Here is a 12899-nt window from a genome sequence, read left to right on the forward strand (position 1 = left end):
CGGCGGTTGACAGCTGTCAACCAACCCGGTCAACCTGCCTGCGCCGGCCGTTCTGGCCGGCGTTAGATTGAAAGGGGTTCTTATCCATGTCCTTGCGCACACTCGCCTGTATCGCCGCCTTTGCCTGTCCGTCGCTCTCCGCGCCCGTTAGCGCGCAGGAGGATGTCGCCAACGGCCAGAAATTCGGCGCGTGGACGGTGTCCTGCGAGGCGCTCGGCAAGAACCGAACCACCTGCATTCTGACCCAGATCCTGAGCCGTGACACCGACAATGCCTTCATCGCGCAGATGATGGCCTTCTGGTCGTCGGACGGGAGCCAGCGCTTCATCGCGGCGCGCGTGCCCATGGGCGCCTACCTGCCCTCCGGCTTTGCGATCAGGGCCGAGGACTCCGACGAGGCGATCCCCTTCGTCTGGCAGTCCTGCTTTGGCGACGTCTGCGAGGCCATGCGCCAGGTCGACGGCGAAGAGATCGACACCGTCGCGCTGGAGACGGGCACCGTGCTGGGCAGCTTCCGCCCCCGGCTGGGGATGGAGCCGTTCGTTTTCCGCTTCTCGATGGAAGGGCTGGACGCCGGGCTCGAGGCGCTGCGCCCCGCTGCCGCGGAGTGACCGGTGGCAGTTGACACCTGTCAACCTCACGGCGCCCGCCGTCCGCCGCAATTGAGCAGCGCCACCACCATCGGCCCGGTCGAAAACGCCCCTTCCGCCCCGCGCATGGAGAAACCGCGGAGATAGCCGCCCGGGCTCTGGATCTGTTCGGCATTCTGGAGGATGCAGGCCACGGTCAGGGCGGCATTGCAGACGCCACCAACGCCGGGATCGAGACATCACGCATGATCCGCAAGCGGCAGATCACGGCCAACGGGGAAACGGCTTTACAGATCTTGGCCGGGCTCGCAGCATACGTCTGTCCTGCGGCCAGGCCTTTCCGTTTTCAGGAAAACTTGTCGACAGAATCGTCGGGCTGAACCACTCGCCGGGGTCAGCTCACTCGCCGCAGCTTATTTCGCAGAACTGCCCGGCCTGCGCCATCCGCGCCGTGCTCCTCAAACACATTCTTCGCCAGACCGAGCTCGTCCGTGATAATCTCCGACATGACCGTCCTCCTTTGCGGATCATCGCAAACCCACCTTGGCACCCAGATGCCGTCGGGTGACGGTCAGAACATCAAAGCCGCCGCGCCGACGATAACGACGACCCGCGACCCTGCCCTGCGTACCGATGCTTGGCAGGACGCCGAAAAGGGTTTCTTCGAGGAGCGGTGCCCAAGGTCTGTACGGAACTTGTCACGCCTAGCCGCGCCGGGGTCCGATGCCGTCGCGGTTTAGCCCAAGCCGCGTTGCATGCCATGACGCCTCGGCGCGAGACGAAATGCCGAGCTTGCCGTAGATCGCCTTGATGTAGCTTGCCACCGTTGTCTCCGCGAGACCGAGCTCGCGCGCCACCTCACTGTTGCGCAGTCCGCGCGAGATAAGCGCAAGGACCTCTGTCTCGCGATCGGTGAGCCCGTGGGTGGGCGGTGCACTCGGGCCAGTCAGACTGAAATGCTCCATGATCCGCCGCGCGATGGAAGGCGAAAGCGCGGGCAGGCCCAGATGGATCTGGCGCAACTGATGAGCCAGCAGCGAGGCCGGGTTCTCCTTGAGGAGGTAGCCCTGCGCCCCGGCAGAGAGGGCGCCCACGACGCTGGCATCATCACCGAGCACGGTGGTGACGACGCAGATCGTGGCGGCGCGGATGTCCCTGATCTGCCTCAGCAGGTCGAGGCCTGACCCGTCCGGCAGACCCAGGTCGATAAGCGCCAGATCCTGCGGCTGTTCCAGCAGCCCGCGCGCCTGCCGCAGCGTCTCGGCCTGCGATACCTGCGCGCCTGCGAAAACCTCCTCGACGATGGTACAGAGCCAGCGGCGAGTCTCGGCTATATCTTCGACGACAAGGATCCGCATCAGCCCGCCGCCCTTTCCAGACCGGCAGTGTCAGGCGCGCGCACCCCGGCCAGCGGCAGGGTGGCGCGCACCCGCGTGCCGCCCTGTGCGGGCTCGATCACGAGCGTGCCGCCACAGGCCTCCACGCGAAAGCGCAGGTTTGAAAGCCCGCTTCCCTGACGCAGCCAGTCGCCCTTTGTGCCGGTGCCATCGTCCTCGACGATCAGGCTGAGTCGTTCACCCGGCAGGGGGAGGAACCGGAGATGCACATTGCGGGCTTCGGAATGACGCAAGGCATTGCTGACGGTCTCTCGCAACAGCGCGCGGACCGTTTGCGCCTGAAGCGCCATGAGCGTGATCTGCGGCGCATCCCCGGCGCTCAACCCGCTGTCCTGCCACCCCATCCCGATCCCTGCCGCTTCGAGATGGTCACCGATCTCCCGCCGGAGGTCCGCCAGAAGCTGCGCCAGAACCGCTCCGTCCTCCGCCGGGTTCGACACGATCTGCCGCAAGTCCGAGAGGGTCTGGCGGATCAGCATGTCCTTCCGCTCGGCGTCCGACGAGTGCAGCGCACCCAGCAATTGGACCCCGATGTTGTCATGCATGTCGCGGTTGATACGGCGGCGTTCGGTTTCGACGGCTGCGTCATGGGCGCGCTGCCGTGCGATGGACCGGTCGAGCATTTCGACCACACTGCGCGCCAGCTGTTCGTCGCGCCGGTTGAACAGGGCGCGCCCCTGCCGCGCCCAGTGCAGGCGGATGCCCGGGAGCCCGTGCGGCAAAGGGATCTCGAGCGTTTCGCCCCCGTCGCGCAGGCCCGCCACATCGAAGGCCGTGAGGCCTTGCTCGATGCGGAGCGGATCGAAGAGGCGCTGCAACAGGGCATGCAGCGCGGCATCGCGATCTTCCGCCCGGGTGGCCAGCGCCACGTCGCCCACCAGCGCGAAAAGCTCTTCGCGGGCCAGTCCGCGGTCGTTGCGCAGGTGGCGGGCCAGCACGTCGCGAAGCGGCAGATAGACAAGGCCTACCACGGCGAGCGCGAGGCCGAGCGCGGGCGCCCTGTCGAGCGCAAGCCCGAGGATCAGCGCTGCGTCGAGCACCAGCAGCAGAAGGACTCCGCCCATGTAGAACAGGATGCGGAAGGACCAGTCCGACAACTCGAACAGCCGATAGCGCGCGATTCCCATGGCGAGGCCGACGAAGATCACGAGGAAGAAGAGAAAGGCGTAGCCCTGCGAAAGGCTCGGCGTCGCGCCCATCAGCAGCGGAAGGGTGACGGTCAGGCCGAAACCGCCGGCTCCCACAAGCACGGAAAGGCCGAACCATCCGAGCATGGCCCGCGCCGTGGGGTTGCGCCGGTTCATCACCGCCTGCGCCAGAACCGCGGCCAGCAGGATCAGCATGGCGAGTGCGACGGGCGCCTGTCGGTCCAGCAGCGCGTCCGGCCAGTCGACGAAGACGGTCAGGATGCAGGTCGCGAAAAGTGCCGCGACGAGCCAGAGTACCGCCCGCCCGGCAAGGCGGCTCGGATAGATCAGGAAGAGGTTGATCATGCCGATCCCGAAGACCAGCGTCCCGAGGTAGTTCAGCCGCGAGGCGATCGTGAAGACCTCGGCGCTGAGCGCAAGCTCCCGGGTGCTGTAGAGCGCGGCCGCGTCGGCAGAGATCATCAGGCCGAGACCCGCGAGCCCGAAGAACTGCACCGCCCGGTCTTCGCGCCGCAAGGCCATGACCCAGCCGCCCAGAACGACCCCTGCAAGCCCGACGCCAAGCTGAACCCAAAAGACACCCGGCAGGTCGCCAAGAGGCCGGGTGGAAGCCGGTCGGATCTCTTGCGTGACCGGGTCGGTCGCGCCTTGGGGCCGTATCAGAAGGTGCGTGATGGGGGCGGCCATACGGGCGTGCAGCTCGGTCTGCTTGGCAAAGAAGGCGCGCATCGCCGCCGGGTCTGGCAGGGCGTCAGGCTCTTCGGTCAGGTCTCGCGCATCGACCGGCAGGGCCGGGAAGCCGGGAGCCGCAACCGAAAGCAGCGTCGCGCCCTGGGGGACGCTCCCTTCGGCGGGACCGTCAGGATGGACCGAATGGACTGTGGCGCTGTCATCCGGCCCCGCGACGAGCCGCACCCCGAGCCAAGGCTGACTGAGCGCGACCCAGAGCACCAGGAAAGCGACCGCAAGACCAAGTGCCAGTGCCGACGCCGCGAGCAGAGTCGGAGAATAGGTTTGCTTCATGCGGTGGGTGCCATGTCACGAGAAACATCAAAAACCAAGCATTCCGAAAGCTTAGTGCCTGTTTTTTTGCTTGAATACCCCTGAACAGGGGAGAGACAGCGCAATTCCCGGACGCCAAAAGGATTTATTATCAATTTATTAAGGATAAGAGGGATGCGCATTGCAATTCTTGGGCGGCTCGGCTTGGCGCTGGTGCTTGGAACGTCGCTGTCCGGCTGCCTGCATGGCGGCAGCGGTGGTGGTGGCGGAGCCGGTGGCGGCGGCGGCGGTGGCGGAGCCGGTGGCTCAGGTTTCGACGCCGAGTTCGATCGCGTCACCGCCAAGGCTCCGACGTCGAACATGCCGACCGCGATCAACGCATCCTATGCCGGACGGCTGAAGGTGGACGTGACCGACCCTTCCAGCACGATCGGCCAGGTCGAGGGCGATCTGAACCTCGATGTGGCCTGGAATGACGGACAGACCACCAACCCGTTCACCGGGACGGCGTCGAATTTCACCGGCACGCTGGCGACCGGCGAAACGGGCACCATCGACGGCACTCTGACCGTGAACGACAGCTTCGGCGGGTCCATCAGTCGGGTGGTCAATCCCGCGATGAATGTGGGCGGGATCACCGTCCCCGAGACACAGACCGGGGCGCTGAGCGTCACCCTCACCGGCGACCTGAGCCAGGGCGGCACCACGGCCGACACGCTTATCACGCTGGGCGGGTCGTTCTTCGGCAATGCCGGTGAGGCCGCGCTTGGGCCAGTGGTCGGCGGTTACAACCTGCCGGGTTCGTCCAATCCGGCGGTGTTCGACGGCGCCATCGCAGGCACCTACTACATCGAACAGAAGTGATGACAAGGCTCGCGGCATTGGGCGTGCGGCGCCTGCTCGCGGGCCTTTTCCTTGCACTGGCGCTTGTGTCGCAAGCGCCGGCGCAGCAGCCTGACGCGATTGCCCGCGCCGAGGCGCAGGTAAATGCCGGAGACTATGCCACAGCTATTTCCGCCCTGCAGGGAATGGGGCCCCAAGCGGTGCGCGAAGCCGAGCTGCGCCGTCTCTGGGCACTCTCCATGGCGCATATTCGGCAGGGTCGACCGCGCGCGGCGCAGCCTTGGCTCGACCGGCTGGTCTCTCTTGCGCCCGATGCCGTCAACTACCGTCTGGAACTCGCCAACGCGCTCGAGGCTGCGGGTCAGGCAGAACGCGCGCGCTACCACTATTCCCTGGCGCGCGGAGCCGCGCTGCCGCCGTCGCTTGCCGCCGAGGTGACGCGGCGCATCGACGAGATCGACCGCGCCCGGGTCTGGGAGGGCAATTTCCGCTTCGCAATCGTGCCCGAAAGCAACCCTGCGAAACGGACCGCGGTTGACACCATCATGATCGGCGACCGGCCCTTCAAGCTCAAGGATGGCTCACGCGCGCAGCCGGCCCGGGGCATCGAGCTTGGGCTTGGGCTTGCCGCCCTGCCCCGGCTGGGACCGGATCTGAGGCTTCGGCTGGGAGCGGCCGTCGATGCGCGGCTTTACGAAGAGGGCGCGCCCGACGACATTCAGGCACGGGCGGAACTGGGGCTGTTGCACTTCGGCGACCGCAACCGCAGGCTGGGCGCCGGGCTCACCCTTGGAAAGCGCTGGATCGACGGAGAGGCCTACGCCAACACGCGCGGCGTCTATCTGACCTGGGGCCGGTCCATCGACGCCAAGGCGCGGAGCACGCTGAACCTGACGCTGATCCGCGAACGCACCGACTATGAAGGCCCCGGCACCGAGCCTGCCACCCGATCCGTCGGAGCCGCATCGCTCAGCCACACGGTCACGCCCCGCCTCCAACTCAGCTTCGGTTTGCAACTGGAGCGGACCGAAAGCGAGCTCGCAACCGAAGCCGGGCAAGGTGGAGCGGTGACGCTTGGCGCGCGCTACGCCTTCGAAGGGGGGCTGCTCGCCGAGCTGACGTTGGCGCTTGGCCGGCATGAGCGCGAGGGTCCCGACAGCCTGCTCGGAATTGTGCGCGAGGACCGGCGCCAGAGCCTTTCACTGAAGCTCACGCACCGCGACTGGGCGGTCGCGGGCTTTGCGCCGGTGCTCGAACTCGGGGCAGAGCGGCAAGACTCGAACAACGACATCTTCAGCTACGAAAACCGCCGCGCGTTGGTGGGCATCACCCGGCGGTTCTGACGCCTTCGGAAGTCGATCGCGGCGCCCGCGCGCCTGCCAGGTCTTCGCGGAAATCTCTCCGCTCGGCAGACGCAGCCGCAGGCCGTCCAGATCCGCAACGCCGGAAATCGGTTCGTTCGCCGTCAGCTGGCGGTCGCCGACATATTGCCAACCCAGCGATTTCACGCGGTGGTTGTCGGCGAGGTAGCTGCCCAGTTCTTGGCCGATTTCACCGGAGAAAACTGCCAGCACATGCGAGGCATCGTCATAGACGAACGGCATGGAGGCCAGCACATAGGGCTGCGCCATGAAGTCGAGCACGATGGTGCCGGTCAACGCCATGTCGAGCGAGCCGTTGGACAGCTGCTGCAGGTTTGCACGTTCGTCGCCAAGGGCGCCACCGGGAATCACGGTCAGCGTGGTATCGCCGCCGGTCTTTTCGGAAACCAGGTCCGCGAAATGCTGGGCGCTCTGGCCCGGCAGGGAATCCGGCGCGAACTGGTGGCCGAGCGTCAGCTTTTCGGCGATCGACGGGGTCGCCAGCGCGCTCAGCGCACCGGCCATCAAAAGAAACTTGTATCCGGTCATCAGGCAATTCCTCCACTGCTTGCCATGCGCCCTTTCGGGCAGGATCAGGTCGTCCCTATTCTGCGGCGATCGACCAGCTTTCGGTGAGCCAGGGCTCGAGTTCTTGGGGCTTCAGGTCCAACCCCAGCCCGGGCGCATCGGAGAGCGCTATGGAACCATTGCTGTCCAGTGGCATCGGACGCAGCGCCAGAAGGGGGTTGGGCGTCATGTCGTATTCGACGTAAGGGTAAGGCGCAGGCCCGCCCCCGCGCCGGACAGGCTCCAGCGCTGCAAGGTGCAACGAGGCGGTCGCATTGACGATTGTCCCGAAGCTGTGCGGGATCGTGGGCGTGTCGTACGCCATCCCCAACGCCGATATCTGACGGTAACCGGAAAAGCCTCCACAGACCGTCGGATCGGGCTGCAGGACGGCAAACGTTCCGGCTTCCAGATAGTCGCGAAAGGCTGCAGGTGTGCCAAGCGCCTCGCCTCCTGCAAGAGCCGTACGGCACCTTCCTGCCAAAGCCCTGTATCCGCTCAGGTCTTCAGGCTGCAGAGGCTCCTCGGCCCACATCAGGCCCGCTTCTTCCATCCGCCGCAGAGACTCGATTGCCCCGGCGAGCGTATAGCCCTGATTGATGTCGACCATCAGGCCGATGTCATCGCCGACCTGCTTTCGCAGCGCCATGGCCATCTTGCCATCCTTGACCGGGTCCATCCCGGCCCTTGGTTTGACGGCCCTGAAACCACCCTTGAGGTAGTCCTCGACTTGATCCGCATAAAGGTCATAGCCGTCGCTCTCGCTGATGAACGGACCTGACGCATAGGCAAACACTCGATGCCTGAGCGGTCCGCCCAGAAGCTGCGCCACCGAGAGCCCCAAGACCTGTCCGGCGGCGTCGTGGATCGCCATATCCAGCCCCGACAGCGCCATGCGCGACGTGCCGCGACGGTCATAGGCCAGAACGGCGCGCATCTTCTCGAAGAGCGGAATGCGGTCCACCACCGGCTGCCCGAGGAGGATCGGCGCGAGTTTTGCCCGGATAAAGGCCGCCGCGCCAAAAGGCGCATTGAAGACCTCGCCCCATCCGGTCTTGCCGCAATCAGTCGCGACAGAAACCAGCATGAAATCACGACGGCGAATGAAGGTCTGCGCATTGCCGAGCGCGGGTTCCGGGCTGAAGCCAAGCAGATAGGCGTCAATTCGGTCGATCTTCATAGTGCAGGTTCTCCCATCCCTGCCACACGGGTAGCAAAGCCCGACTTGATAAGTCCAATCGCATGTTCATACATGTTCATAACCTTTATGACATGTTTGGCAGAGGTCCCTACGATGCAGATAAGCCTGCGGGAATTCGAACTTTTCGTTGCCACGATCGAACTTGGCACCCTGACGGCTGCAGCCGATGCCCTGAACATATCGCAGCCGGCCGCGTCGAAGATGCTGCGCACATTCGAGGAGCGCCTCGGCGTCGAACTGTTCCGCCGCGAGAAGAAGAAACTCGTGCCGACGCCGGACGCCTATGAGCTTTTCCCCGACCTGGCTCAGGTGCTGCGCCAGGTTTCCGCCGTCAAACGACAGGCCGATATGATGAAGGACCGTCGTAGCCGACAGATCGAGATCGTAACGAATCCTGCCATAGCTTCGAACATCATGCCCGGAGCGGTTGCGGCCTTCAGAAGCCGGTTTCCCGATGCGAACGTCCTGCTGCGGACCAGAACCACGGTCGAGGTCAACGACCTGTTGATCAAGGATCAGGCCGATCTCGGTGTCGTCTACGAAGCCAGTTTCGACGGCAGGCTAAGTCCGGAGACCATCAGCCAGGAGGAGATCGGCTGCCTTGTGCATCCGGACCATCCGCTTGCCGGGCGCGACGTCGTTACGGCTGCGGATCTCGAAGGTTTGCCCTTGATCGCGCTCGGCACGACACAGCCGGTCGGAGCAGCGTTCCGGCGCGTAATGCGCAGTTGCAGGATAGAGCCCAGGATCGCCTTTGAAATCTCGCAGTCCAATACGGCAATCAGTTTCGTCGCGCAAAACCTCGGTGTCGCCATCCTGGATGCGATGGGGCTGGGAGAGGGCCGGCATCGCGGTCTTTGCGCCCTGCCCATGGTGCCAAGGGCCACCGTCCGCCTGAGCCTCGTGCATGCGGCCAACCGGAGGCGGACAAAGGAACTGCAGTGGATGGCTCAGTGCATCCGGACAATGGCAAACTCTTCGGCCCGCAAACTGGGCCAGACGCAGCCGCAAGGCCCGTCGGGGCCAGATTGATGCGACCGGGCGATCCGGGGGGCCCACGCCGACACCAATGGACGGGTGGCGGTGAACGCAGGCAGCCGTTTGCCCGCGGCCCGCGCCCCGGTCAGATATTCCCGGCGAGGTGGCAAGCTGCCCTCTGGGACGATGACGCCGCAGAAAGTTAGTCAGACCAAATTCAAACCGCCCGCCTTGGCCACCCGCAGGCGCGTTCCACTACCCCATCGAAGCCGTCATAAAGATGCGGCAATCGGCGCGACTTGAGGACCGGCCCCGCCGAAAAGGGCGGAGCCGGTCCTAGTGTCAGATCAGGCCTCAGCCCGCGTTGACGGCGGCTCTGACAGGTTCGGATGCACTTTGAGCGACGAAACCCTCGGTCACCTCGTTGCTGACACGGGTCACAAGGCTGACGCCGACGAACAACAGTGTGGAAACCGGCAGACCGAGAATGCCCGCGTTATAGCCAAAGAGCTTGTTGCCGGTCAGATACATCGCGATCACGAAAAGACCGCCCCCCGCGATGGAGGCCAGCGCACCCGCAGCCGTGCCGCGCTTCCAGAAGAACGCGCCGACGATGGCGGGTACGGTGACCACGAGGCCAGCGGAGGCCGCTACCGACAGGATCGAGATCAGGCTCAGCTCCAGCGCGGCGAACCCCAACGCCAGAAGCGAGATCACCGGGATAACCAGCTTGCCGACCCACAGCTGACGGTGATCGGACTGATCGCCGCCGACATTGCCATAGACGTCCCGCGCCACCATGGACGACAGGGTCAACAGGATGGAGTCGATGGTCGACACCGCGGCGGCGAGGATGCCCACCATCACGATGACACCCAGCACCGGCGGCACGAAATCAGACGCCAGCAGGACCGAGGTCGCAAGATCCGGGCTGGCCAGATCCGGGAAGGCGACGAATGCCGAGAAGCCCCAGATCACCGATACCAGCGTGTAGATCAGGCCGAAGCACAGGAAGATCAGCAGCATCCGGCGCAGCGCGCCCAGGGATTCCGGCATGAACAGACGCTGGCTGACCTGCGGGTTCGAGATCGAGAAGAAGAACCAAGGGATCGTCAGACCGATAAACGTCTGCAGGCTGAACAGGCCCGGCCCCGGCACGGTCAGCATCTCGGGCTTGCGCTCGGCCACGGTGGCAAACATGGCGTTGAACCCGCCAAGCTCGCTGACCACCAGGATGGCGACCAGCGCCGATGCGACGATCATCACCAGCGCTTGCAGGCTGTCGGTCCACATGACCGAGCGGATGCCTGCCACGTAGGAAAAGAAGATCGCCAGTACGGTGGCAATCAGGAGACCGGTCCCGAAGGAAATGCCGCCTTCGGTCATGCCCGAGACGAGGTAGCCGATGCCCGACAGCTGCACCGCCGAATAGGGGATCAGGAAGACGCAGCTCACCACAGCCGCCGCAATGGCGACCCAGCGGCTGCCATAACGTGCGCCCAGCATTTCCGACGGGGTGACAAAGCCGTATTTCTTGCCTGCCGCCCAGAAGCGCGGGCCGAAGATCGCCACCAGCGAGACGCCCGCGAAATAGACGATCTCAAAGCCCAGTGCGCCGACGCCGCCCTTGTAGGTCAGGCCCGCGAGGCCGACCATCATGAAGGCGGAATAGGTGGTTGCGGAATAGCTCAGCGCCGAGACAACGCCGCCCATGCTGCGCCCGCCCAGAAAGTAATCCGACATGGTGGTTGATTTGCCCGCGCGCGACAGCAACGCGACGATGACCGAGATCACGACATAGGCGCCGATCCCGTACCAAATGAACGACTGGCTCATTGCTCATCCTCCGAGAAAGAGGCGGTCGCCAGCGCGTTCAGCACGATGATGGCGACGCCGGCGAGGGTCCAGAACAGAAAAGCGCCAGTCCAGCTTGGCGTGTCGCCAAGCAGACCGTAGGGCACGGCGTAGCAGGCCAGGATGACCAGCCCCACCAGGCATAGGGATACTGTACGTAGCATTGTGGGTGCTCCCGTTGGTGTGTTGAGGTGTTTGCAGTCGGGTGCTTTGCCGCACCGCTTATTGGCTGCCGTCAAGGGGTGCCAGGCGGCCTGAAGACCGCGCAGGCACGTGCCTCTCAGGCGAGGCTGTCGAGCCAGGCCGCGATATCCGCCGCGTCGGTGACATCGGCGTATTTCTGGTTCATGTCATAGAGGTTTGCCTCGTGCGGGGCGGCGGCGCGGTCGGCGCAGCAATCGCGCGGCACCAGCACGTTGAAACCCGATTGCACCGCATCGACCACAGTTGCCCGCACGCAGCCCGAGGTGGTTGCGCCGCAGACGATCAGCGTATCGGTCTTGGCGCCGGTCAGCAGAGCCGCAAGGGTAGAGCCGAAAAAGGACGATGCGCCCTTCTTGACGACGATGGGGTCGTTTGGCTGGATACCGGTAGCGGCGTCGATTTCGACAAGCCGCGAACCTTCGACAAGAGCGCGCATGCCGGCGGCTTTCCGGAGCCAAGGCAGGGTGTCCAGTTCGCCGGGGTGAAAGGCGATGGTCGAGAAGATCACCGGGAAGCCCTTGGCGCGGGCGATATCGCAAATCCGGCGCGTCTTGGCCATCTGGGCGCTTGCGTCAGATGCGGTGGGGTATTGCCTGTCGGTGAACCCGTAAGAGAAATCCACCACCACAATCGCCGGGCGTGTGCCGCGCGGCACCGGCTGGCCGAAACCGGCGTCGGAATAGACCTGTTCCTGAGACATCCCTGGTCCTCCTGCGCGGCCTCAGCCGCGCTCCATCTGCATCTCTTTGACCACCAGATCGCCATCGATCACGATCGGCTCGTCGTCGAGGAACAGAGAACAGCCGCGCATCGGGATGTCGAGATGGCAGGGGGTGTCATTCGGTCCGCCAAGCTCGTTGTTCGGCCCGGTGGAGAACATCACATTGCCGTAGAAGCTGCGCGGCTCCATGCCCATTCCGCCCGGGAATTCGCCCGGGGTCATACCATGCCATTTGGCATCGGGGTTCATGCCCCAGCCCACATGGCTCATCCCCATGCCGCGCGGATCGTTGAAGGCATCCATGTAGGATTTGACCAGCTCCGCATCGAGGCCGCCGCGGATATCGGTGACCCAGCCCTTTTTGATCGTGTAGGTGATCGGTTCGCGCACATACATGTTCTGCGGCAAGAGAATGTCGCCGGGTGCCACGACGATCTGGCCGTCCACCCCGTCATCGTCCCCGCCTGCGAAGACAAAGCCCGAGGGCCAGTGATCCCAGCGACCCGGCGTGTCGGTGCAGGCGTACTCAGCCACAGTCTCGTAGGTGTTGAGCTTGTAGGTCACGTCGGTGCCATGCGGCGAGGTGATCCGCATCACCTTGGCTTTGGACAGATACTCAGCCCCGATCTCCACCTTCTCGCGCAGTTCCTGCGAGGGCAGCATGCGGGCCAGCAGCTCCGGCGGCTCCACCGCGGTCAGGATGCGGGTGCCGGCGGCCTGGATGGCGAATTGCTCCGGCGAGAACAGCAGGAAGATGCAGTCGATCAGCATGTCGCAGTTCTTCAGCGCCTCGACCGCTTCGGGCATCACGGCCAGACCGGTCTGACCCACCGCCCAGGCGCCGACAACCGGCGGCGCGGGCAGGCGCATGTGATACATGTTCGCACCGAGGATCCGGCCCGCCGCCATGAAGGCATCGGCATAGTCCAGCCGCTCGCTGCCTTGGGTCAGAACGATCAGCCGCTCGTCGGACTTGACGCCGGACATCTTCAGCTGGTGCAGGCAGATCTCGGTAAAGCTTTGTTGGTCCATC

The 12899-nt window shown here is 64.8% G+C and carries 11 protein-coding genes and 3 pseudogenes; 4 read left to right on the top strand and 10 right to left on the bottom strand.

Annotated features, from left to right (window positions below; translation table 11 throughout):
* Positions 1 to 86 precede the first annotated feature (86 nt).
* Positions 87 to 611, top strand: a complete 525-nt coding sequence (locus tag ACU0DV_RS24965; RefSeq protein ID WP_446241977.1) for an invasion associated locus B family protein — start codon at positions 87 to 89, stop codon at positions 609 to 611.
* A gap of 26 nt (positions 612 to 637) precedes the next feature.
* Here the strand turns inward: ACU0DV_RS24965 and repC are convergent.
* The 4 genes and pseudogenes from repC to ACU0DV_RS24985 form a co-directional block, all read right to left on the bottom strand.
* A pseudogene (repC, locus tag ACU0DV_RS24970) lies at positions 638 to 796 on the bottom strand (replication initiation protein RepC); the annotation flags it as partial.
* Between the two features lie 197 nt (positions 797 to 993).
* Positions 994 to 1098 (bottom strand): annotated as a pseudogene (locus ACU0DV_RS24975) (IS110 family transposase); the annotation flags it as partial.
* Positions 1099 to 1294: 196 nt separating this feature from the next.
* Positions 1295 to 1948: a LuxR C-terminal-related transcriptional regulator gene (locus ACU0DV_RS24980; protein WP_446241976.1), complete on the bottom strand. Its 654-nt coding sequence runs from the start codon at positions 1946 to 1948 to the stop codon at positions 1295 to 1297.
* A complete protein-coding gene (locus ACU0DV_RS24985; RefSeq protein ID WP_446241975.1) occupies positions 1948 to 4158 on the bottom strand; it encodes a sensor histidine kinase in 2211 nt (736 codons plus the stop codon). The genes ACU0DV_RS24980 and ACU0DV_RS24985 overlap by 1 nt, the downstream gene beginning before the upstream one ends.
* A gap of 153 nt (positions 4159 to 4311) precedes the next feature.
* Here ACU0DV_RS24985 and ACU0DV_RS24990 point away from each other — a divergent pair, with 153 nt between their 5' ends.
* Positions 4312 to 5001: a hypothetical protein gene (locus ACU0DV_RS24990; RefSeq protein ID WP_446241974.1), complete on the top strand. Its 690-nt coding sequence runs from the start codon at positions 4312 to 4314 to the stop codon at positions 4999 to 5001.
* Positions 5001 to 6323 (top strand): surface lipoprotein assembly modifier, encoded by a 1323-nt coding sequence (locus ACU0DV_RS24995; RefSeq protein ID WP_446241973.1) that lies wholly within the window; start codon positions 5001 to 5003, stop codon positions 6321 to 6323. Before ACU0DV_RS24990 ends, ACU0DV_RS24995 begins: the two co-directional genes overlap by 1 nt.
* A gap of 36 nt (positions 6324 to 6359) precedes the next feature.
* On the opposite strand, the pseudogene dctP reads toward ACU0DV_RS24995, so the two are convergent.
* Positions 6360 to 6890: pseudogene (dctP, locus tag ACU0DV_RS25000) on the bottom strand (TRAP transporter substrate-binding protein DctP); the annotation flags it as partial.
* 55 nt (positions 6891 to 6945) lie between these two features.
* The gene (locus ACU0DV_RS25005; RefSeq protein ID WP_446241972.1) at positions 6946 to 8088 is read right to left on the bottom strand and encodes a mandelate racemase/muconate lactonizing enzyme family protein; all 1143 of its coding nucleotides are present in this window, start codon (positions 8086 to 8088) and stop codon (positions 6946 to 6948) included.
* 114 nt (positions 8089 to 8202) lie between these two features.
* Between ACU0DV_RS25005 and ACU0DV_RS25010 the strand changes: the two genes are divergently transcribed.
* Positions 8203 to 9141 carry a LysR family transcriptional regulator gene (locus tag ACU0DV_RS25010; RefSeq protein WP_446241971.1) on the top strand — a complete coding sequence of 313 codons (939 nt, stop codon included), beginning with the start codon at positions 8203 to 8205 and terminating at the stop codon, positions 9139 to 9141.
* A gap of 300 nt (positions 9142 to 9441) precedes the next feature.
* Here the strand turns inward: ACU0DV_RS25010 and ACU0DV_RS25015 are convergent, their stop codons facing one another.
* The 4 genes from ACU0DV_RS25015 to ACU0DV_RS25030 form a co-directional block, all read right to left on the bottom strand.
* The gene (locus tag ACU0DV_RS25015) at positions 9442 to 10923 is read right to left on the bottom strand and encodes a sodium:solute symporter family protein (RefSeq protein ID WP_370312790.1); all 1482 of its coding nucleotides are present in this window, start codon (positions 10921 to 10923) and stop codon (positions 9442 to 9444) included.
* Positions 10920 to 11105, bottom strand: a complete 186-nt coding sequence (locus ACU0DV_RS25020; protein WP_157815087.1) for a hypothetical protein — start codon at positions 11103 to 11105, stop codon at positions 10920 to 10922. Before ACU0DV_RS25020 ends, ACU0DV_RS25015 begins: the two co-directional genes overlap by 4 nt.
* A gap of 116 nt (positions 11106 to 11221) precedes the next feature.
* Positions 11222 to 11845 (bottom strand): isochorismatase family protein, encoded by a 624-nt coding sequence (locus ACU0DV_RS25025; RefSeq protein ID WP_446241970.1) that lies wholly within the window; start codon positions 11843 to 11845, stop codon positions 11222 to 11224.
* Positions 11846 to 11866: 21 nt separating this feature from the next.
* Positions 11867 to 12898: a leucyl aminopeptidase gene (locus ACU0DV_RS25030; protein WP_446241969.1), complete on the bottom strand. Its 1032-nt coding sequence runs from the start codon at positions 12896 to 12898 to the stop codon at positions 11867 to 11869.
* Between the last annotated feature and the right edge of the window lies 1 nt (position 12899).

This window comes from Sagittula sp. (genome assembly GCF_052825245.1).